At 72.9% G+C, this 19716-nt stretch carries 11 protein-coding genes; 6 read left to right on the top strand and 5 right to left on the bottom strand.

Annotated elements, in window-relative coordinates:
- Nucleotides 1-29 precede the first annotated feature (29 nt).
- Both MEBOL_RS10445 and MEBOL_RS10440 read left to right on the top strand, forming a co-directional pair.
- Nucleotides 30-635 carry a RedB protein gene (locus tag MEBOL_RS10445; RefSeq protein WP_157774860.1) on the top strand — a complete coding sequence of 202 codons (606 nt, stop codon included), beginning with the start codon at nucleotides 30-32 and terminating at the stop codon, nucleotides 633-635.
- A gap of 86 nt (nucleotides 636-721) precedes the next feature.
- Nucleotides 722-1339, top strand: a complete 618-nt coding sequence (locus MEBOL_RS10440; RefSeq protein ID WP_095977281.1) for an MXAN_6652 family MXYO-CTERM-anchored protein — start codon at nucleotides 722-724, stop codon at nucleotides 1337-1339.
- Between the two features lies 1 nt (nucleotide 1340).
- Here the strand turns inward: MEBOL_RS10440 and MEBOL_RS10435 are convergent, their stop codons facing one another.
- Genes MEBOL_RS10435 through MEBOL_RS10425 form a run of 3 tightly spaced genes read right to left on the bottom strand, consistent with a single transcriptional unit; the run spans nucleotide 1341 to nucleotide 3592 of the window.
- Nucleotides 1341-2198, bottom strand: a complete 858-nt coding sequence (locus MEBOL_RS10435) for an SIR2 family NAD-dependent protein deacylase (protein WP_095977280.1) — start codon at nucleotides 2196-2198, stop codon at nucleotides 1341-1343.
- On the bottom strand, nucleotides 2185-3108 hold the full coding sequence (locus MEBOL_RS10430) for a protein-ADP-ribose hydrolase (protein ID WP_095977279.1): 924 nt from the start codon (nucleotides 3106-3108) through the stop codon (nucleotides 2185-2187). The genes MEBOL_RS10435 and MEBOL_RS10430 overlap by 14 nt, the downstream gene beginning before the upstream one ends.
- Before the next feature lie 58 nt (nucleotides 3109-3166).
- A complete protein-coding gene (locus MEBOL_RS10425; protein ID WP_095977278.1) occupies nucleotides 3167-3592 on the bottom strand; it encodes an Rrf2 family transcriptional regulator in 426 nt (141 codons plus the stop codon).
- A gap of 64 nt (nucleotides 3593-3656) precedes the next feature.
- On the opposite strand from MEBOL_RS10425, the gene MEBOL_RS10420 reads away from it, so the two are divergent.
- The gene (locus tag MEBOL_RS10420; protein ID WP_095977277.1) at nucleotides 3657-4340 is read left to right on the top strand and encodes a hypothetical protein; all 684 of its coding nucleotides are present in this window, start codon (nucleotides 3657-3659) and stop codon (nucleotides 4338-4340) included.
- 1 nt (nucleotide 4341) lies between these two features.
- Here MEBOL_RS10420 and MEBOL_RS10415 read toward each other — a convergent pair whose 3' ends face one another.
- Entirely contained in the window at nucleotides 4342-5169 is an 828-nt protein-coding gene (locus tag MEBOL_RS10415) for a GNAT family N-acetyltransferase (protein WP_095977276.1), read from the bottom strand.
- A gap of 83 nt (nucleotides 5170-5252) precedes the next feature.
- Between MEBOL_RS10415 and MEBOL_RS10410 the strand changes: the two genes are divergently transcribed.
- Both MEBOL_RS10410 and MEBOL_RS10405 read left to right on the top strand, forming a co-directional pair.
- On the top strand, nucleotides 5253-6116 hold the full coding sequence (locus MEBOL_RS10410; RefSeq protein ID WP_245919626.1) for an MbnP family copper-binding protein: 864 nt from the start codon (nucleotides 5253-5255) through the stop codon (nucleotides 6114-6116).
- Nucleotides 6117-6125: 9 nt separating this feature from the next.
- On the top strand, nucleotides 6126-7268 hold the full coding sequence (locus MEBOL_RS10405; RefSeq protein ID WP_095977275.1) for a methanobactin export MATE transporter MbnM: 1143 nt from the start codon (nucleotides 6126-6128) through the stop codon (nucleotides 7266-7268).
- Nucleotides 7269-7271: 3 nt separating this feature from the next.
- On the opposite strand, the gene MEBOL_RS43600 is transcribed toward MEBOL_RS10405, so the two are convergent.
- A complete protein-coding gene (locus MEBOL_RS43600) occupies nucleotides 7272-9878 on the bottom strand; it encodes a protein kinase domain-containing protein (RefSeq protein ID WP_281256646.1) in 2607 nt (868 codons plus the stop codon).
- 278 nt (nucleotides 9879-10156) lie between these two features.
- Here MEBOL_RS43600 and MEBOL_RS10395 point away from each other — a divergent pair, with 278 nt between their 5' ends.
- Nucleotides 10157-19705, top strand: a complete 9549-nt coding sequence (locus MEBOL_RS10395) for a tetratricopeptide repeat protein (RefSeq protein WP_095977273.1) — start codon at nucleotides 10157-10159, stop codon at nucleotides 19703-19705.
- Nucleotides 19706-19716 lie beyond the last annotated feature (11 nt).

Genomic DNA, 19716 nt, shown 5'->3' with positions numbered 1-19716 from the left:
GCCGCGCGGATGTGGATGGGAGCGCTGTCATGCTGTCACGTTCGATGTTGGGCGGATTGCTCGCGCTCTGGGTCGGTGCCGTGGCGGGAGGCTCGGCGCTCCAGTGGAATTACGTGAACGCTCCCGGGGCCCGTGAGGCCCAGCCCGAGCGCTGGCCCGAGGCGAGCCTCGTGAAGCGCGAGTCCACGGGGCTGACGTTGGTGATGCTCGCTCACCCCCGCTGTCCCTGTACGCGCGCCAGCCTTCGGGAACTCGCTTCCTTGATGGAGCAGACGAAGGGCCGGCTCTCCGCGCACGTGTTCCTGTGGGTCCCCAAGTCGGCTCATTCCGACTTTCACGACGGTGAGTTGTGGCGGCGCGCGCGAGGGATTCCAGGCGTCCAGGTGCACGCGGATGTCGAGGGCGAGGAGGCCCGGCGATTCGGCGCGCTCACCTCGGGCCACACCGTGGTGTACGGCCCGGATGGGCGGTTGTTGTTCTCCGGCGGCCTCACCCCGATGCGAGGCCACTCGGGAGAGAGCGCGGGCAAGGAGGCCATCCTGGCGCTCGCGCGGGATGAGAAGCCGGAGCGAGCGCGCACGGACGTGTATGGCTGCGGCCTGCGCGAGTCCTCCGCGCGGGCCTCGGCTCTCTGAATTCCTTCCAGACGGACGGTATCTTCCCGAGGCGGTGACTCGTGTCAGTCCTTCATGGGATACAGCTCACTCTTCCCGGAGGTCTCATGCGGTTCGTTCCTGGTGGCGTCACGGCGGCGCTCGCGGTGTCTCTCCTCTCCACGTCGGCCTTCGCATACCCCAAGGGCATCATCGGCTTCTCGGGCAAGTCCGACGCCACCTGCACCACCTGTCACCAGCCGGGCGCGGCTGTCCCCACCGTGGAGATCTCCGGCCCCTCCAAGCTCGCCGTCGGCGAGACGGGGCAGTACACCTTCATCATCCGGGGTGGGCCCGCGAAGGTGGGGGGCGCGGGCATCGCGGTGAGCGATGCCACCGCGTCACTCACCGCCGTCACGGGCGCGGGCCTGATGCGGTCGAATGGCGAACTCATCCAGACGCCCGCCAAGCCCTTCACCAACGAGGAGCTGCGCTTCGACTTCGCTGTGGTGGCGCCGACGAGCGCGGGCTCCTTCACCCTCTTCGCGGCGGGCAACTCGGCCAACGGAGATGGACTCAACACGGGGGATGGTATCGCCCACACGAAGCTGGACGTGACGGTGTCCGCGGCGACGGACTCCGAGGAGGAGGGAGGGTGCTCCTCCGCCGGCGGCGCTCCCATGTGGCTGCTGTCCCTGCTCGCGGGCGGTGCGCTTCTTCGCCGCTCGCGCACCGCGAGCCGTTGAGTCAGCTCCGCCCCAGCAGTTCAAAGGCCTGACCCGCCCCCATGGACAGGGAGACGGCGCGCTCGCCAAGCTCCTCGGGGACCTCGGCGTCCGTGAGGTTGATGCGGACCAGCCGGGCCGCCGGGTGGTGGTGGACGAGGTGTTCCATCCGCCAGCGCACCACCGAGGGCGTGTTGAAGCCGGCGCCGACCTCGATGACGAGGAGCCGCTTCGCCGCGCCTTCGCGCATCCACTGGCGGAAGCGCTGGGCCTGCTCCACGTAGGGCTCCTCCAGGAAGGCCGCGTCCAGGCGCACGTTCATGAAGACGGCTCCCCCACAGTGGGGGCAGCGCGGGAGGCTGTCCGGATCGGTCACCTCCTGGGTCACCGGGTCCACCGCCGCGAGGGCCCGCTCGATGAGGGGCCGCGTGGGCCACGTCTCCCGGGAGCAGGGCCTCCGGCACTGCATACGTGCGTAGTCCCCCTGCGGCGTGAAGAGCCGCGCCTCGTCGAAGCCGTTGCGAGGAAACAACATGTCGACGTTGGAGGTGAGGACGAACGTGTCCTTGCCCGTCACGAGGTGGCGGAGTGCCTGGTAGGCGGGGCGCTCGTCCTCTCCGAAGCGCACGTGCTTCACGTGCGTCGACCAATACCCCCAGTGCTGCGCGGGAGTGAGTCGCGGGTAGCCGATGAGCTGGTACTGCGCGCGAAAGCCCATGCGGACGAAGGCGGGGAACAGCCGGGCGAATGTGTCCGTGTCCCCATAGTCGATGCCCGCCGCGGCGGACATGCCCGCTCCCGCTCCAATGAGGACCCGGTCGCTTTCCGCGAGCCACCGCCGCGCCCGTTCCACGGCCTCGCCTCCCTCAGCCGCGCGCATCGAGGGCTCCTGCTCGAAACGCGGCGGAATAGGCCTCGCGGTCCTCGTCGCCGAAGACGTTGAAGATGACCTGGTCGATGGCGCCGGGGTGCTCGCGCAGCCACGCTCCCACCGTGCGCAGCGCCACCCGGGCGGCGGGGCCCTTGGGAAAGCCGAAGACGCCCGTGGAGATGGCGCACATCGCCACCGAGCGCACGTCCTGGAGCCGCGAGGCCACGTCCAGACAGGCGCGGTAACACGACGCGAGCGCCTCCTCGTGCTCCGGAGTCAAGGCGCCGCGCACGATGGGCCCCACCGTGTGCAGCACGTAACGGGCGGGCAGGTTGTAGGCCCGGGTGGCCTTCGCGTGGCCCGTGGGCTCGAGGGCGCCCTGGGCCCTCATGATGCGTGCGCAATCCTCGCGCAGGTGGGGGCCGGCCGCCGCGTGGATGGCGTTGTCGATGCACGCGTGGAAGGGGCCGAAGCACCCGAGCAGCTCGGCGTTCGCGGCGTTGACGATGGCGTCCGCGGCGAGGGTGGTGATGTCTCCCTGCCAGAGGGTGCAGTGGGCGGCGGCCGTACCCGGGAGCGCGCCGAGACGGGGCAGACCGGCGGGAGACACCTCGGGACGCATCCGCCGCTCCCTCTGGAGGAGCCGGTCCATGGCCAGGTGGAAGCCCTCGGGGAAGGGCTGGGGACCCCGAACCGTCAGGAGCGCGAGCAGCCAGGCCCGCGCATCCGTTTCGGGCGGGGTGTTCGCCCCCAGCACCTCACGCAGCTGCCTCTCGGTTCCATCGGAGTGGAGTTGCTGGAGCAGGTGCCGCACGAGGGCCGGGTGTTCCTCCGCCGGGGCGGGAGGAGGGGGCGTGAAGGGAGTATCGAGCGACACGAGCGCGCGGTACGCGTCGAGAGCCAATGCGGGAGGGGTCATGATCTGTAACCGAGTGGGTTGCGAATCGAGGCAAAAAAAGAGGGGACCGCTCCCCCACCTAGCGGGCGAGCGCGCCGACCTCCTGGACGAGGTCCGCGACGGTCGTGCGCTCGAGGTTCTTCTCCAGCGCGAGCTGCGCCTCCTCGAAGTGCCCGGTGAGCGCGGACTGAATGGTGCTCCCCACCGGGCAGCGTGGGTTCGGGGTGTTACTGTGGAGGGGGAAGAGGGGACCTCCCTCCACCGCGCGGTAGATGTCCCTCAGGGTGATTCCCTTGGGAGAACGCATGAGCTGCCAGCCTCCTCCCACGCCGACCTGGGAGGTGACCAGTCGGGCGTCCCGGAGGAGCGCCAGCAGCCGTCGGATGACCACCGGGTGGGTGTTCACACTCCCCGCGATGTACTCCGACGTCATCTGCTCACCCCCACCGTGGGCGAGCAGGGTGAGGATGTGGATGGCGACGGTGAATCGGCTGTTGGTACTCATGGGTGGGCTCGAACTGTCACTGAAGTAGTTTCCAATCTTGTCCGTGTCAACACGAGGTGCCGCCATGGCGTGGAACGAGGTGCTGGAAGGCTCGGGGGTCTGGGTCCACTCGTATGACGTGCGCTTCGGACCCACCAACGCCCTCGCCATCCGGTTGGAGGCGGGGGCGCTCGCCGTGCTCAGCCCGCCCACGGGGATGTCGGACGCCGACTTCGCCGCGTTGGAGGCGAAGGGGCGGGTGAGCGCGATCGTCGCGCCCCACTCTGGACATGACCTGGGCCTGGCGTCCTGGCGGGAGCGCTATCCGGAAGCCCGCCTCTACGCGCCCTCGGTCGCGCTGCCCACCCTCGCCCGTCTGGGGCTGGGGGATTTCACCGACCTCCCGGCGCTCGTCACGCCGCCCGAGGTGCGGTTCCGGGAAGTCCTCGGCTCCAAGAATGGAGGCACCCTGGTCCGGGTGCTCCGGGGTCCCCGGCCCGTGGTCTATATCGACGAACTCCTTGGCAATCAGGTGTCATTGCCCAGGCCGTTCGTGTTCAAGCTGGCCTTCGGGTTGAGCGGAAGTTCGCCGGGCCTGCGCCTCAACCGGGTGTTCATGGCGATGCTGTGCACCGACTCGGAGCGGGTGGCGCGCACGCTGTTGGATGGCATGGACGGCGAGCCCGTCCTCATTCCCTCGCACGGCACGCCCTTGCGGCGGCCGGAGGAGGTCGCCCGGGCCCGTGAGCTGCTTCGCTCGCTCGTGTAGCTCAGCGCTCGAGGTCCATCAGCACCCGGGTGTAGCCCACGCGGAAACCCGCGCGCGCTTCGTTGGCCATCGAGCCTCCCTCGGGTGAGGTGATGACCAGGGCCAGGTCGCATCCGAGCGCGAGAGCGTCCCTCAGACGGGCCTGGATGAGTGCCGTCTGCGCGCCGCGTCCTCGGAACGCCACCCGGGTGGCGGCCGAGAAAACGGTGGCGACGCCGTCGCGCACGCGCAGGCCCGCGGCCGCCACCACTTCGCCCTCGAGTCGCGCGAGGTAGAGGCGCACGCCCTCGAACCTCGAGGCGACGCGCGCGACCGTGGACGAGATGGAGTCGGGTGGCTCGTCGTCCCGCTCTCCGATGCCAGCGGCGATCGTGCGCACCCAGGTCTCCACCTCGTCCTCGCCCGCGCTCGACACCTCGAACCCCGGAGGCGGGGAGGGTTGCTTGAGGGCTTCTGGACCCAGCGGCAAGAAGCCGACCTGGAGGAAGCGCCGCGCGCGGTAGCCGCGAGCGGCGAGCAGTTCCATCAACGAGGGGTGCGCCAGTGGACACAATTCCACCGCCGGGCCCACGCCGTGGCCTCGGTAGAAGTCCTCCACCCGTCGCAGCTCGGCCTCCGAGACAGGTCCCTCCATGCCGAGCGCGGTGGCGCGATTGATGGGCACGTCCACGCGCGAGAAGGAGGCAATGCCCCCCGCGACCTCCAGCACTTCCGCGCCACTGTCCGGAAAGAGACGGGCGAAGCCTCGCGCGTAGTCGGCGAGGTGGAGGGCGTCCACTCGTTCGAGCCGTCGGGCCAGGGCCAGGTTCGCGTAGAGGGGACGTGTCATGCGGGTGTGGCAATATGTCACGTTCCTGGGGGCGGGGAGGGCGCGCTATGCGGTGCCATCCCCGACTCCCGGAGTGCTCGCTCATGATGTCTTCCGCTCCTCGTCTCGTCGCCTTCGCCTCGCTCCTCGCCGGTTCACTGGGCTGTGGGGTGAGCGATCCGCCCACGGCGAAACCGATCTCGGTAACCCTCCCCTTCGAGGCGCGCGTGGGCGCGGAGCCGTTCGCCTGTGGACGCACGTACACGGGGCTGGGCACCACGGCGAGCACCTACGAGCCCCAGGACTTCCGCGTGTACCTGCATGACGTGCGGCTCGTGGCGGAGGATGGCCAGGAAGTGCCCGTCACGCTCACGGAGGATGGGGTGTGGCAGAAGAGCGGCGCGGTGCTGCTCGACTTCGCCGACAAGTCGGGCCTGTGCACCAACGGGACGGCGGCGATGAACACGCGCATCATGGGCTCGGTGCCGGAGGGAAACTACCGGGGCCTGCGCTTCACGCTCGGCCTGCCTGGGTCGCTCAACCACCAGGACGTCTCCATCGCTCCAGCGCCTTTCAACGACCTGGGGCTGTTCTGGAGCTGGCGCTCGGGCTACCTCTTCACGCGCATCGAGGGCCGCACGACGGGCCTGCGCTCGGGCCACTCCATGCATCTGGGGAGCACGGACTGTCCCGCCCTGGTGCCGGGCCAGGAGTCCGATGGGTGCCTCTTCCCCAACCGTCCGGGGGTGGACCTGGAGGGCTTCGTCCCTGGCGAGAGCAAGGTCGTGTTGGACCTGGCGCGCCTCTTCGAGGGCTCCAACCTGGACGTCAACGCGCCCGGCACCGCGGCCGGGTGCATGGCGAGTCAGCAGGATCCGGATTGCGCGCCCGTGTTCCACCGGATGGGGCTCGCGTTCGGTTCCCAAGTGGCGGATCCCTCCGCGCAGACCTTCATCCGGTGGGAGTAGGGAGAACCCATGGCGCTTCGCGTGGCGAGACGGTGGATCGGGCTGATGGCGATGGCCTGGCTGACGGCGGGCTGTGAAGGCGAGCCTCCGGAGCCCGAGGTGGCGGCGTATGACTGGCGCCTGCCCGCGGGATTCCCGAAGCCCCAGGTGCCCCAGGACAACCCGATGACGGAGGCGAAGGTGCAGCTCGGCCGGCGCCTCTTCTATGACAAGCGGTTGTCATTGAATGGCACCCAGTCGTGTGCTTCCTGCCATGAGCAGGCGCGGGCCTTCACGGATGGCAAGACGCACGGGGTGGGCAGCACGGGACAAGTGCATCGCCGCAACGCCCAGGGCCTGGCCAACGTCGCCTATGCCACGAGCCTGACCTGGGCGAATCCAGCCCTCACTTCGCTGGAGGCGCAGGCCCTCACGCCCCTGTTCGGCGACGAGCCCGTGGAACTCGGGTTCGGAGATCAGCCGGAGCTCCTGTTCGAGCGGCTGCGCGCGGATCCGGACCTGGTGGCCCGTTTCGCCGAGGCCTTCCCCGGTGAGGCCGAGCCCGTGTCCCTGGGGACGCTCGTGCGCGCCCTGTCGTGCTTCGAGCGCACGCTCCTGTCGGGCAACGCGCCGTTCGATCAATACCTGTATGGCGGCAAGAAGGACGCGCTTAGCGCCCAGGCCAAGCGGGGCATGGAGCTCTTCTTCTCCGAGCGTCTGGAGTGCAATCACTGCCACTCGGGCTTCAACTTCCAGGACGCCACGATGCACGAGGCCACGGCGGAGCCCATCCTGCCCTTCCACAACACGGGCCTCTACAACGAGGACGGCCATGGGGCCTACCCCGCGGTGGACCCGGGCGCCATCGAGCTGACAGGACTGCCCGAGGACATGGGGCGCTTCCGCGCGCCGTCCCTGCGCAACGTGGCCGTCACCGCTCCCTACATGCACGATGGGAGCATCGCCACGCTCTCCGAGGTGCTGGACCACTACGCCGCGGGAGGGCGGGCCCATGGGCTCGACTCCAGCCGCGTCAGTCCCGTGCAGAGCGGCTTCGTGCGCGGCTTCACCCTGACGCCCCAGGAGAAGGAAGACCTGCTCGTCTTCTTCGACGCCCTGACGGACACGGACTTCCTGCACGATCCGCGTTTCTCGGATCCCGGGTCGATGTAGCGCCTACTTCGGCTTCGCCAGCACCTCGAGGGCGGCTCGCGCCTCGTCCTGGCCGCAGTTCTTGCCGCGGTTCAAGGCCTTCTCCCGGGGAGACTGGCTCAACGCCTCCAACGCGGGCACCGCCTTGGGGTCCGCCAGGCTGGTGAGCCGCCCCACCGCGCTGGAGCGCGCGGCGCAGTTCTTCGACAGGAGCGCCTGGGAGTACAGCGCCACCAGATCGAGGCCATCCGTGGCCTGGATCGCTTCCAGATAGCGCAGCGCGCCCCATTGCCGGGTCCAGGGCTCCTCGTCCGCCAGGTCCTCGAAGCGCTTCTTCAGCGGCTCGCGAGGAAGGGAGTCCAGGATCTGCCGCAGGCCCTTGTTCTTCTCGTTCGCCCCGAAGTCCTCGGCGAGCCCGGCCAGGACGGTGTCCTCCAGCTCTCCGCGGGCCTCCTCGTCCAGCGCCGCCAGCTCCGCGTGTTCGGCGTCGTGCTCATCGAGGGCATGCAGCGCCCGCGCGCGCACCTGCCGTACCGACGGGTCCGTCTTCTCCTTCGGGGGCGTCTTGGGAAGGCTGTCGAGCGCTTCGCGGGGCTTGCCCTGGTCGAGCAGCACGCGCGCCGGGTAGGTGGGGTCGGCGCGGCGCACGGCCTCGGCCGTGCCCAGGCCCAACAGCACGCACAGCCCCAGTCCCAGCCCCAACGTGCGGCGGGGGTTGGCCCGGGCCCGGGCGCCTCCGCGCACCGCGGCCTCGCGCACCGCCCACAGGACGGCGTCGCGCGCGACCCAGACCGGCCGCATCGCCTGATCCAACCGGTCCTTGAGCGGAAGCCGCATGGACACCTCGTCCTGGCCTCCAAAGGGCGGACCCTCCTCGGCCCGGCGGCAGCGGAAGAGGGGGAGCTGTTCACCCGTGCCGGGCATGGGCACGCCACCACAGGGCTCGGCGTCTCCCTCCACGCGCGTGCGCGCCAGGTTCACCGAGCTGGTGAAGACGACCTCGCCCGCCTCGGCCACCTGCTCCACCGCCTTCACCACCTCCACGGGCTCGCCGAGCACGGCGTCGCGCGTGACGAGCACCTCGCCGGTGTGCAGGCAGATGCGGACGGGCAGCCGCTCGTCCGGGGCGCACTGCTGGTTGTGCCGCCACAGCCGGTCCTGCATGGCCATGCCGCACAGCACGCCCTGGGTGGGCGAGGCGAAGACGGCCAGGAGCGAGTCCCCGCGCTTCTGCACGAGCCGGCCGTTGTAGTCGCGCACGATCGGCAGCAGCAGCCCGTCATGGGTCTCCAGCATCCGCGCGTTCTGCTCGTGCGTCTGCTGGGAGGTGCGCTCGGTGTAGCCGCGCAGATCCGTGAGCATCACCGTCAGGTTCTGGGGTTTGACCTGGGACGAGCCCGTGCTCGTGGGGGACTGTGGGGGCGCGGCCCTGGGCGCGGCGACGGCGTGCATGGCCACGGGCGAGGGGTGGGTGGACGCTCGGGAGGGGGAGAAGGCCTCCTCGGGCACTTGCCGTCCCGGCGAGGCCCGGGTGGGGGCCTGCGAGGGGGTGCGGCCCACGGACGGGGCGGGCGCTTCCACCACCGGGGCGGGCCCGAAGGCGGCCGTTCCGGGGTTGGCGGACGGTGCGGGCGGAGCCGCCGGTGCGGGCGCGGGCGCGGGCGCGGCGAAGGCCACCGTGCCGCTGGCGGGAGACGCGGCGGGGACGGAGAACGCGGAGATGGAGGGCAGGGCGGCCACGCCTCCGGCGGCGAGTGCCTGGGGCATCGACACCGTCTGCGCCGTGGAGGCGGCCAGGGCCCCGAGCGCGTCCACCAGGGCGTTCGCGTGGGGCAGCCGCTGCTCGGGATCCTTGCGCAGCAGCTGCATCACCAGCGCGACGAGCGGCGCATGTCCGGCGAGCGTGGGCGCGGCCTCGATGAGGGGCATGGGCGAGGCCGAGGCGTGCTGGGCCACGTACTGGGTGGGGCCGGGGCCGCGGAAGGGCAGCTGGCCCGAGAGCACGCGGTAGGCGAGCACCCCGAAGGAGTACACGTCGCTGCGCGGGTCCACCGGAGCCCCCACCGCCTGCTCGGGCGAGAGGTATTCCGGAGTGCCCACCACGAGCCCCACCTGGCTCAGGTTGCCACCCTTGTCGGGCTCCACCAGCCGGGCGATGCCGAAGTCCAGGAGCCGGGCCTGTTCGCCGCGCATGCCCCGGGTGAGCAGCACGTTCTCGGGCTTGAGGTCCCGGTGGATGATGCCCCGGTCGTGGATGGCCGCGAGCCCCTCGGCGAGCTGGTAGAGCAGGGGCAGCGCCCGCGCGGGAGCCAGGGCACCCGTCTGGAGCACGTCGTAGAGGTTGTCCCCCTCCACGTACTCCATCACCAGACAGGCCCCCACGCCCGTCTCGCCATAGTCGATGACGCGCACCACGGCGGGGTGGTCCACGGCGGACAGGAGGCGCGCCTCGCGTTTGAAGCGCTCGATCATGCTCGGGTGGACCATCAGGTCCGAATGCAGGACCTTGATGGCGACCTTGCGGCCGAGCGACACCTGCTCCCCGAGATACACCTCGCCCATGCCACCGGCTCCGAGGAGCTTGAGGACGCGGAAGCGGTCATCGAGGACGAGAGTTCCGGAGTCGATCACGCGCGCGGCATCTTGGCTGGAAATGGCGAGCGCGGGCAGTGACTTGTCGTGCGTGTGTCCGCCACCCTGCCTCCCCATCGCTCGACGAGGCAGTGATCCGGTAGCTTTCCAGTCTTGGTGCGGATGCGGGAGGCAACTGGCGAACACCCGGAGTGAAGCGGCTCCCCGGCGCGGTCCCGACGGCTCGCCGCCCCCTCCCCGGGCGGGAGATTGGCAAAAATTCCGAGGGGTTGGCACGCGTGATAACTTCGGCCTTCCCCTCCGTACTTCCCCCCGCGATGGCCACCGACAGCGACTCCCTCACGCCCGCGTCCGACGCACACGCCGCCGCCCCCGAGCTCCGCCTCCTGGACCGGCGCGCCTTCGTGGGGTTTCCGCCGCTCGAGCTGACGCCCGGGCTGTCCATCGCCGACTTCGCGCTGCAGATTCCCGACGTCACCTTCCCCTTCAACGTGAGCGCCGGGGCCTCGCGCTACCAACGCAAGAAGCTGCACTTCGGCTTCCTGGAGTTGCACGTCGACGCGGCGCTGGTGGCGCGCAAGGTGGCGGAGCTGGCCGGGCGGGTGACGGGCCTGGAGGGACTCAAGCTGCACTTCCGCCCCGGCTACCTGGAGGGACAGGCCTTCCTCCAGGCTCCGGAGCGCACGCCGCTCACCTTCAAGGTGGCCTTCGATGCGGACGGCGAACGGCTCGCCCTCTACATCTACGACGTGCGCCTGTACGGCTTCTCCGCCACGCCGTCGGTGCAAGTGCCCGGGCTGCTCGCTGGCGCCGTGGCCCAGTTGGCGCTGCTGCCCGAGCTGGAGGTGCGCGGCGCCACCGGCTTCTCCACCCGCGTGCTGCCCGCGCTCTGCCAGAAGGCCGCCGTGAGCCGGGGCTTCAAGATGCCCCTGCTGGACACCGCGCGCCTGTCCTCCGCCGAGGTGGGCGTCGCCGGCCTGCGCCTGCGCTTCTCCGCCGGAGGCCTGCCTCCGCCCTCGCCGCCGGATGAGGAGCTGTTGCTCGCGCTGGAGGGCTCGCGCGCCTTCGCCGAGGCCGAGGCCTTCCTCGCCCAGGGCAAGCTCGCCGAGGCCCGGGAGGCCTTCCTCCAGGCGGGAGATGTCCAGGACGCCCACCCCTTCGCCGCCGAGCGTCTGTTGTCGCTGCTCGTCGCGGATCCGCAGGCGCACGACCTGGCCCTGGACGTGGCGGCCACGCTCCTGCGCCGCCGCGAGAAGAGCCCGTCCGCCCTCTGGGGCGAGGCCGTGGTGCGCGAGCGCCGGGGCGAGTCCGCGCGCGCCGCCGAGCGCTACCTGGCCCTGTGCGCCCTGTCGCGCCGCGCCTCCGAGGAGTCCGCCGCCTTCTTCTCCGCCGAGGCCGCCGCCCGTGCCGCGCGCGACCACGCGCCCCAGGTGGCGGTGAAGGCCCTGCACGAGGTGCTGGGCCTGAGGCCGGATCATCTGCCGTCCCTCAAGGCCCTCGCCCGTGCCTCGGACTTGAGCCGGGATCGGGCCGGTGCCGTGCGGGCCTACCGCCGCATCGCCGCGCTCGCGAGGGATCCCGCCGAGGCCGCCGACGCCCATGTCCACCTCGCGGACCTGTGCGCCCAGACCGAGGACGACGTCGCGGGCGCCCGGCTGCACTGCGAGGCCGCGCTGCGTCTGTCGCCGGACCATCCGGACGCGCTGCTGCTGCTCGGGGAGTTGTGCCACCGCAGCGGCGAGCACCTGCGCGCCCTCAAGGCCCTGGACCGCCTGCGCGAGGTGGCCATGGCCCGCCACGAGCTGGATCGGGTGGGCCGTGCCAACCTGCTCGCGGGCCGCGTGTGGGAAGAAGGACTGCAACAGCCGGACAACGCCCTCCTGCGCTTCCGCGAGGCCACGGCGTTGCTTCCCGGCGAGCCCGAGCCCCTGTTCGCCACCGCGCGCGTGGCCGAGGGCCTGGGCAAGTTGCAGGAAGCGCTCGCGGGCTACCAGCAGGCGCTGGAGCTGGCGGGCCCCTCGCCCCGCTCGGAGTCCGTGCGCCGCGCCGCGCACCAGAGCCACCATGCCCTGGCGCGTCTGTACCGCACGAAGCTGGGAGACCCCGCCCGGGCGCGCGAGCACCTGGAGGCCGCGCTCGCCCTGGATCCGCGCGACATCGCCGCGCTCGACGAGCTGATTCCCTACTTCCGCGCCACCGGCCGCGTGCAGGAGCTCGCCGAGTCGCTGGAGAAGGCCGCCGCCGTCCATGACGAGCCCGGCCGCCGCGCCGCGCTCTGGGCCGAGGCCGGGGAGCTGTACCGGGGCCGCTTGCAGCAGCCCGAGCGCGCCGAGCGGCTGCTCACCTCCGCGCTGGAGGCCGACGCGAACCACGCGCCCGCGCTCGAGTCCCTGCTGGCCATCGCCGAGGCCCGCCGCGACGGAGGGCTGCTCACCCGCTGCCTCTCCACGCTCGCGCGCCTCACCCCCGAGCCCGCCGAGCGCGCGCGCAAGTACCGCCGCCTCGCCGTGGCCGCGAGGGATCTCGCCTTCGACCTGGACCTCGCCGCCACCGCCCTCCAGGAAGTGCTCAAGGCCGAGCCGGATGATCTGCCCACCCTCGGCGAGCTGTGCGCCCTGCAGCGCAAGCGCTCGGACATGGCGGGGCTGGCCACCGCCCTGCAAGAGCGGGCGCGGGTGGCCGAGGCACAAGGTGACAAGCGGCTCGCGTCGGCGGCGCTGCGCGAGCTCTCCAACGTCCTGGAGGCCCGGCTGGGCCGTCTGGGCGAGGCGCTGGTCGCCCTGGAGAAGGCCGCGCGTCTGTCCCCGGAGCAGGCCGTGCTGCTGGAGCTGGCCGACCTCTCCCTGCGCTGCGAGCGCCCCGAGCATGCCCGGCGCGCCCTGGAGACGTTGCTCGCGTCCCTGCCGCGCACCACCGCCCCCGAGCGGCTGGCGGACATCCGCGCCCGCCTGGGCCGCGCGTGCGAGCTGATGGGAGACCGCGAGGCCGCCATCACCGCCTATGGCCAGGCCTTCCCGCTGCGCCGTCTGGACGACGCGCTCGCCGAGCGGCTGGAGATCCTTTATACGGAGGCCGGTGAGACGCGGGAGCTGGCCGAGTTGTGGGCCGCGCGCGCCCAGGCCCTCGCCGCCGCCGAGCGCGCGGTGGAGGCCGCGCCCCTCTTCCTCAAGAGCGCCCGGACGCTCCTGGCCCGGGGAGAGAAGGGCCCCGCGCTGTTGCGCTTGTCGGCCACCCTGGACGCGAGCCCCACGGGGCCGCTCGCCGCCGAGGCCCTGGACGCGCTCGCGGAGCTGGAGCTGGAGCGGGGAGAGCGTCTGGAGGCCGCGCGTCTGCTCGCGCGCAAGGCCGCGCTCGTGCCCGAGCCCCGCGCGGGGGCCCGGCTCCTCTTCCGCGCCTCGGTGCTCTCCGTGGGCTCCAGCCGCGAGGAGCCCTTCCTCGCCGAGGCCCTGGAGCGCGACGCCTCCTTCGCGCCCGCGCGTCTGCGCCGGGGCGAGCTGAGGACGCAGTCGGAGCCGCGCGCCGCCCTGGAGGACTTCGAGGCGGTGCTGGCCCTGCCCGCGGTGGATCCCGACGCGCCGCGCGAGGACGAGCGCCTGTACCTCACGCGCCGCGCGTCCGCCTGCGCGGTGCGCGCGGGCCGCCCCGATGCCGCCCGGCGCCTGCTCGCGCACTACTGCGCCCTGTCCCCGGAGGACCTCGAGGCCCAGTTGGAGCTCGCGGGCCTGCACCGAGAGGCGGGCGCCCACGAGCCGCTGGCGGATCTCCTCACCTCGCTCTGGCCCCGGCTCTCCGGAGACGCGCGCCGCTCCGCCCGCCGGGAGCTGGCCGAGCTGTCGCTGTCCCTGGGCCGCGCCACCGAGGCCACGGAGGCCCTGCGCGGCCTGCTCGCCGAGGAGCCCTCGGACACGTGGGCCACCCGCTCCCTGCTGGAGCTGCTGCCTCCGCCGGGCACGGGCACCGCCGCCGAGGAGGCCGAGCGGCTGGCGCTGCTGGGCACCCTCATCACCGCCTCCGAGGGCGAGGCACGCGCCGAACTGCTCTCCCGCCGCGCGGCCCTCCACCGCCACGCGGGCCGCACGCCCGCCGCGCGTGATGACTTCCTCGCCGCCACGCGCCTCTCCCGCCGGCCCGCGCCCCTGTGGCTCGCCCTCGCGGCCATCGCTCGGGAGACGGGCGAGGACGTGGACGAGCTGGAGGCCTGGCGCCACGTGCTCGCCGCCGAGCCGGAGTTCGCCGAGCGCGCCCAGGCCCGGCTCCTCTCGCTCGCCACCACGCTGCTGGAGAAGGACGCGCGCGAGCCCGCCCGCGCGGCCCTGCTCGCCGCCGTGTCCCTGCCGCTGTCCCCGGCCGAGCGCTGTGATGTCTTCTTCTCCCTGGCCACGCTCGCGCGCCGCGACCAGCAGCCCGAGGCCGAGGCCGACGCCCTCGCCGAGGCCGCCCGTCAGGGGCCCGTGGGCCGCCGGGTGGACGCCCTGCTCGCCCGCGCGCACCTGCTGGAGAACGCGGGCAACCCGTCGGAGGCCGCCAGCAGTCTGGAGCAGGCGCTCTCCCTCGCGCCGCGCCATGCCGGAGCCACCTCCGCGCTCCAGCGCGTGCTGCGCGAGCTGGAGGATTGGGAGCGCCTGACGGCCCTGCTCGCCACCGAGGCCCCTCACGCGCCGCCGTCCGAGGCCGCGGCCCTCTACGCCGAGCTGGGCACCCTGTACGCGGATCGTCTGGAGCAGCCCGAGGCCGCCGAGGCCGCGCTGCGCCAGGCGGTGCGTCTGGCGCCCGAGGACACGCCGGTGCGCCGCCGGCTCGTGGCGCTCGTCTCCGAGCGGGGGGACTTCACCGAGGCCGCCCAGCTCCTCGACGTGGAAGAGGGTCTGCTGCCCGCGGACGAGGCCGCCGCCCTTCTGCGCGAGGGGTGTGCCCATGCCCGCGCCGCGGGGGACATGACCCGGGCCCTGGAGCTGGCGCGCCGGGCCCATGGCCTCGTCCCCGCGCGGGACGCGCAGCTCGCCGAGCTGACCGAGCTGCTCTTCCTGCACGGGGACGTGCGGGAAGCGCTGCCCCTGCAGGAGCAACTGGCGGCCGCGGCGGACTTCTCCACCGACGCCGAGCACGCCGAGAAGGCCTGGCTGCGCCTGGGCGCGCTCGCCGAGAAGCTGGGCGACACCCGGCGCGCGGCGTCCGCCTACAAGCGGCTGCTCGCCGAGAGCCCGCTCAACGAAGTGGCCGTGTTGCGCCTCTCCTCGCTCTGGGAGAAGGACGAGCCGCGCGCCGCCTTCGACGTCCTCGTCGCCCACGCGCGGGCCCTGCCGCCCTCCGACCACACCGCGACGCGGCTCGTCCTGCTGTCCGAGCGGGCTCGCGAGTCCCTGGCGGATGTTCCCTTCGCCGCCTCCCTGCTGGCCCGCGCGGCGGAGATGGCGGACGAGCCCCTGCCGTTGCACCGCTCGCTCGCGGACCTCTACCGCGACGCGGGCCTGCTGCCCGAGTTGATGGCGCAGCTCCAGGTGGTGGCCTCGCTCAGCCAGGAGTCGGGGGATTTCGAGGGCGCCATCGCCGCCTGCTCGGAGCACGCGCGTCTCGCGGAGACCTCGGGCCGGGTGGACGAGTGCCTGCGCTCGCTCAAGGCGCTGCGCTTCCTGCTGGAGAAGGAAGGCCGGCTGGACGAGGCCGCCGACTGTGAGCGCCACCGCGCGGAGATGCTGCGCGACGCGAAGCTGGACCTGACCGCCGCCGAGGCCTCGCTGGAGCGGGCCTTCGCGCTCTCCGGCCAGCTCGACACGGCGCGCATGGGCGTGGAGCTGGCCGTCCGCCGCGACGACGCCTCCGCCGAGGCGCGGTGGTTGGAGCGCTCCCTGCCGCTGCTGCCCGCCACCTCCGCCCGGGCCCTGTCGCTGCTGCGGCTGGCGCGGCTGTACCTCGAGGGGCTGGGCGACTCCGGCAAGGCCGAGGGCTTCCTGCGCGAGGCGCTGCTCCTGGACCGCTCCCTGCGGGAGGCCGAGACGCTCCTGTGCGAGCTGTTCGAGCGCGAGGGCCGCGTGGCGGAGCTGGCCGCCTGGTTCGAGGACGCCGCGTCCCATGAGGAGGAGGGCCCCAAGCGCGCGGAGCTGCTGCTGCGCGCCGCCGCCTTGTACCGCGAGCGCGCGAAGCGTCCGGACTCCGCCGCCATCGCGTTGATCGCCGCGCGCGCCTCGCTGCCGGATGACCTGGGCCTGACCCGGCAGGTGGCGGATCTGCTGAACGAGATGGGGCGGGCGGCGGATGCCGCGGAGTTCGACGCGATCCTGCTGGAGGCCGACCCCTTCCAGGAACCGCTCTACACGCGCCACCGCGCCTTCCTCTCGGAGACGGGCGACTTCCAGTCCCTCGCCGCGCTGCTCTCGCGCCGCGCTCAGCGCCAGCCGCCGGTGGAGGCCGCGGAGAGCTACCTCGCCGCCGCCCGGGCCTTCCGCGAGGCGGGTGCGCTGGAGCGCGCGCTGTTGTGCGAGGACCAGGCCTTCGAACTCGCGCCCTCCAGCGCCGAGGCCTTCCACCTGCTGCGGGCCCGCGCCGGAAGCGACGTGCGCCGTCAGGCGGAACTGCTCGCGCTGCGCGCCTCCGCCGTGTCGCCCGAGCAGGCCCTGCCGCTGCTGCGCGAGCGCGCCCAGCTCCTCCTGAAGGCCGGGGAAGTGCTGCTCGCCGCCCAGGCCTTCGATGACTTCCTGGAGCACTCCGCGGACGACGTGGAAGCGCTCGCCACGCGGGGAGACCTGGCGGCCGAGGGCGGTGGCCCGAACGCGGCCTGGCCCTATGACCGGCGCCTGCTCGCCGCCGGAGGCGAGTCCTTGCCCGTACCCGTGCGTGTGCGCACGCATCTGCGGCTGGGACACGCCTCGCTGGCCTCCGGTGCCCATCAGGACGCCGCCCAGGCCTTCGAGGCCGTGGTGGCCCTGGATGGAGATGGGGCGCGGGGTCAGGAGGCCCTGTCGCTGCTCGCCGAGGTGTATGGACGCACCGGGGATTCGCGGGGCCTGTACCGGGCCTCGATGAAGCTCGCGCGCAAGGCGGACGCCGCCACCGCCGAGGTGCTCTACCGCCGCGCCGCGGATCTCTTCGACGACCCGAAGGACGCCATCGACGCGCTGCTGCACCTCACGCGGCTGCGTCCCGCGGACGACGGCATCATCGATCGGGCGGTGCGAGGCCTGCGGGCCCTGGGCCGTCCGGCGGATCTGCTCGCCGTCTACGAGGCCGGAGCGCAGGCCGCGGGGGGCTCGCGCGCCGCGGAGTTGTTGCTGGCCGCCGCCGACGTCGCCGCCGAGCTGTTGGATGACGCCGAGCGGGCCGCGGCCCTCCGGGAGCGTGCCGCCGAGGCGGACCCCTCCAATGTCCCCGCGCTTCGGGCCCGGGTGGCGGGCCTGCGCGCGCGCGGCGAGAAGGCCGCGTTGCTGGAGGCCCTCACGCGCCTGGTGGGCGTGACGGACGACGCGGACGAGGCCTCGCTGCTGCGGCTGGAGCTGGCGTCGCTCGCCCGGGCCGCGGACCAGGACGCGCTCGCCCGGGAGATGCTGGAGACGGTGGTGGCCCGGGGCGCGTCCGGCGCTGGCTACGCCGAGGCGCTGGATGCGTTGGAGCCGTTGCTCGTGGACGCTCCGGGCCGTCTCGCCGAGGTGTACCTGGCGCGGGCGGACATCCTCCCCGACGCGGAGCGCCGCCAGTGGTTGCTGGCCGCTGCGCATGAGTTCGAGTCCGCGGGCCGGCTCGCGGAAGCCTTGCGCGCGGCCCGTGCCGCCGTCGCCGTGGAGCCCGACGCGGAGGCCCTGCGCCGCGTCTCCTCCTTGCACCTGGCCCTGGGCGAGCCCGGACGAGGCGCCCAGGCGCTGTTGCAGGCGGCCCGGCTCGTGCCTTCCTCCGAGCGGGCGGCCCTGCTGCTGGAAGTCGTCGACCTGTGGGAGTCCGCGGGAGAGAACGCCGAGGCGCTCGAGGTGCTGGAGCGCCTGGCCACGAAGACCCCGGGGACGCCCGAGGGCGCGAGCGAACTGGCCGAGCGTTTCCTCCGGCTGGGCGCGCCCGCGCGGGCCGTCGAGGTGGGCTTCTCGCCCGCGCTCGAGTCGGGAGAGGTGCTGGGCGCGCTCGCGCTCGCGGAGCGCGCCGGGGACGACGCGCGAATCCTCCAGGCGCTCTGGGCCCTGGCGGAGGGCGGACAGGCCGAGTCCACGCACATCTCCGAGCTGAGCCGTCGGTTGCGCGCGGACGGCCCCGGGCCGGAGCTGTTGCGGCTGGCGGATCTGCTCTCGGGCTGGGACGAGGCGCTGGCCATCGCGCTGTGGGACGAGGTGCTCGGCGCCGAGTCCGCGCCCACGGAGAGCCGGTTGCACGCGCTGGAGCGGCTCGCGTTGGCGCCGGGCTTCACCCCTCGCCTGTGGCGACTGTTGTCCGGCCTGGGCGGTGGCCCCGAGGCGCTATCCGAGGCGGTGCTGGCGCAGGTGCGCGCCCTGCCCGTGAGCGAGCGCATCGAGGCGTTGTCCGAGGCGGCGGAGGGGTGGCCGGAGCGGCGGGGCAAGCTGCTGCGCGAGCGCTTCCGGTTGCAGCGGGAGGCGGGGTGGATGGCGGACGCGGCGGACACGCTCGGTCTGCTCATCCTGCTGGAGACGGACCCCAAGGTGCGGGGTGAGCTGCACGTGGAGCATGGCGACATGCTCATGTGGGCGGGCGACAAGGAGCGCGCGCGCGAGTCCTTCGAGAAGGCCCTGGAGGACGCGCCGGGCTCGATCCGCGCGTTGGAGTTCCTGCTGCCCCTGTACGATGAGACGCATGACCACGCGCGCTTCGTGGGCGTGGCGGAGAAGCTGGCCGCGATGCTCGCGGGCCCGGCGGCCATGGGCGTGTGGCGCGAGCGGCTGGCGGAGGCCTACGAGGCGCTGGGTCGTCCGGCCGAGGCGTCCGCGCAGCTCGTGTCGCTGCCGGAGACGCCCGAGCGGCTGGAGCGGCGGGCGCGTCTGGCCGAGGCGCAGGGTCTCACGGGCGAGGCCCTGCGGCTGCGCGAGCGGCTCACGGACGAGCCGGAGCAGCTGGAGGCCATCCTGCGCCAGTACCTGGACGCGAGCCTGGTGGTGTTCGCGGTGCAGCTCGCCGAGCGCCTCATCCAGACGGACCAGTTGTCCCCCGAGGCGAAGCGCCTGGTGGCCGAGCGCCTGTCGCCCACGGCCCAGGGCGCGCCCCTGGCGCTCCAACTGTGGCCCGAGTTGTTGCGGAGCCAGCCGGTGGACGCGGACGGGTGGACGCTGTACGCCGAGGCGCTGGCGTCCCGAGGCGAGGCTTCCCCCCCGGAGGTGGCGCGGGTGGATGGCTTCGGCGCGGCGCTCGTGTCGAGCTCGGCACGCGCCCCGGCCCCGACGATCTCCCCGGTGCGCATGCCCCAGGGCTTCCAGCACGCGCTGCCCGCGAACGCCCTCGCGGTGACGATCGAGACGATGCCGCGTCTGGACACGGCCCTGCGTCCCTCCCTGGAAGCGCTGGGCGTGGGCGGGCTGAGCGTCTTCGTGGCTCCGGAGGGGGGCGTGGAGGCGTACCTCGCCTCGCCGGACGAACTGGTGTTGGGCGCGGGCGCGTTGGCGGCCTTTGGCCCGGTGGAGCTGAGCTACCTGTGTGCCCTGGCGATCCACCTGGGTGAAGCGGGCGAGGCCCTGTCACGGCCGGGTCCGGTACCGGGCTTCGACGAGGCGGCGGTGGAGGCCTTCCAGGCGGTGCCCGCCTCGCTCGCCGCGTCGCGCGTGCTGGCGAAGCTGGCTCCCGAGGTGCGCGGCGCGGATCCCTCCCGTCTGGACGTGGGCGCGGTCCTGCGTGGCAGCTCGGCGTTCCACGCGGTGGCGCTCGCGGCCCTGGAGAGCGTGTAAGGTCGGGAGAC

The sequence above is a fragment of the Melittangium boletus DSM 14713 genome (assembly GCF_002305855.1).
Lineage (GTDB): Bacteria > Myxococcota > Myxococcia > Myxococcales > Myxococcaceae > Cystobacter > Cystobacter boletus.
Note: the sequence above shows the minus strand (reverse complement) of the source record. Positions and strands in the feature narration are given on the sequence as shown.

What these genes read in the sequence shown, in the direction of transcription:
- MEBOL_RS10440 (WP_095977281.1), top strand. Translation starts at nt 722, where the DNA reads ATGCGGTTCGTTCCTGGTGGCGTCACGGCGGCGCTCGCGGTGTCTCTC.
- MEBOL_RS10410 (WP_245919626.1), top strand. Translation starts at nt 5,253, where the DNA reads ATGATGTCTTCCGCTCCTCGTCTCGTCGCCTTCGCCTCGCTCCTCGCC.
- MEBOL_RS10445 (WP_157774860.1), top strand. Translation starts at nt 30, where the DNA reads ATGCTGTCACGTTCGATGTTGGGCGGATTGCTCGCGCTCTGGGTCGGT.
- MEBOL_RS10405 (WP_095977275.1), top strand. Translation starts at nt 6,126, where the DNA reads ATGGCGCTTCGCGTGGCGAGACGGTGGATCGGGCTGATGGCGATGGCC.
- MEBOL_RS10425 (WP_095977278.1), bottom strand. Translation starts at nt 3,592, where the DNA reads ATGAGTACCAACAGCCGATTCACCGTCGCCATCCACATCCTCACCCTG.
- MEBOL_RS10420 (WP_095977277.1), top strand. Translation starts at nt 3,657, where the DNA reads ATGGCGTGGAACGAGGTGCTGGAAGGCTCGGGGGTCTGGGTCCACTCG.
- MEBOL_RS10430 (WP_095977279.1), bottom strand. Translation starts at nt 3,108, where the DNA reads ATGACCCCTCCCGCATTGGCTCTCGACGCGTACCGCGCGCTCGTGTCG.
- MEBOL_RS10395 (WP_095977273.1), top strand. Translation starts at nt 10,157, where the DNA reads ATGGCCACCGACAGCGACTCCCTCACGCCCGCGTCCGACGCACACGCC.
- MEBOL_RS10435 (WP_095977280.1), bottom strand. Translation starts at nt 2,198, where the DNA reads ATGCGCGCGGCTGAGGGAGGCGAGGCCGTGGAACGGGCGCGGCGGTGG.
- MEBOL_RS10415 (WP_095977276.1), bottom strand. Translation starts at nt 5,169, where the DNA reads ATGACACGTCCCCTCTACGCGAACCTGGCCCTGGCCCGACGGCTCGAA.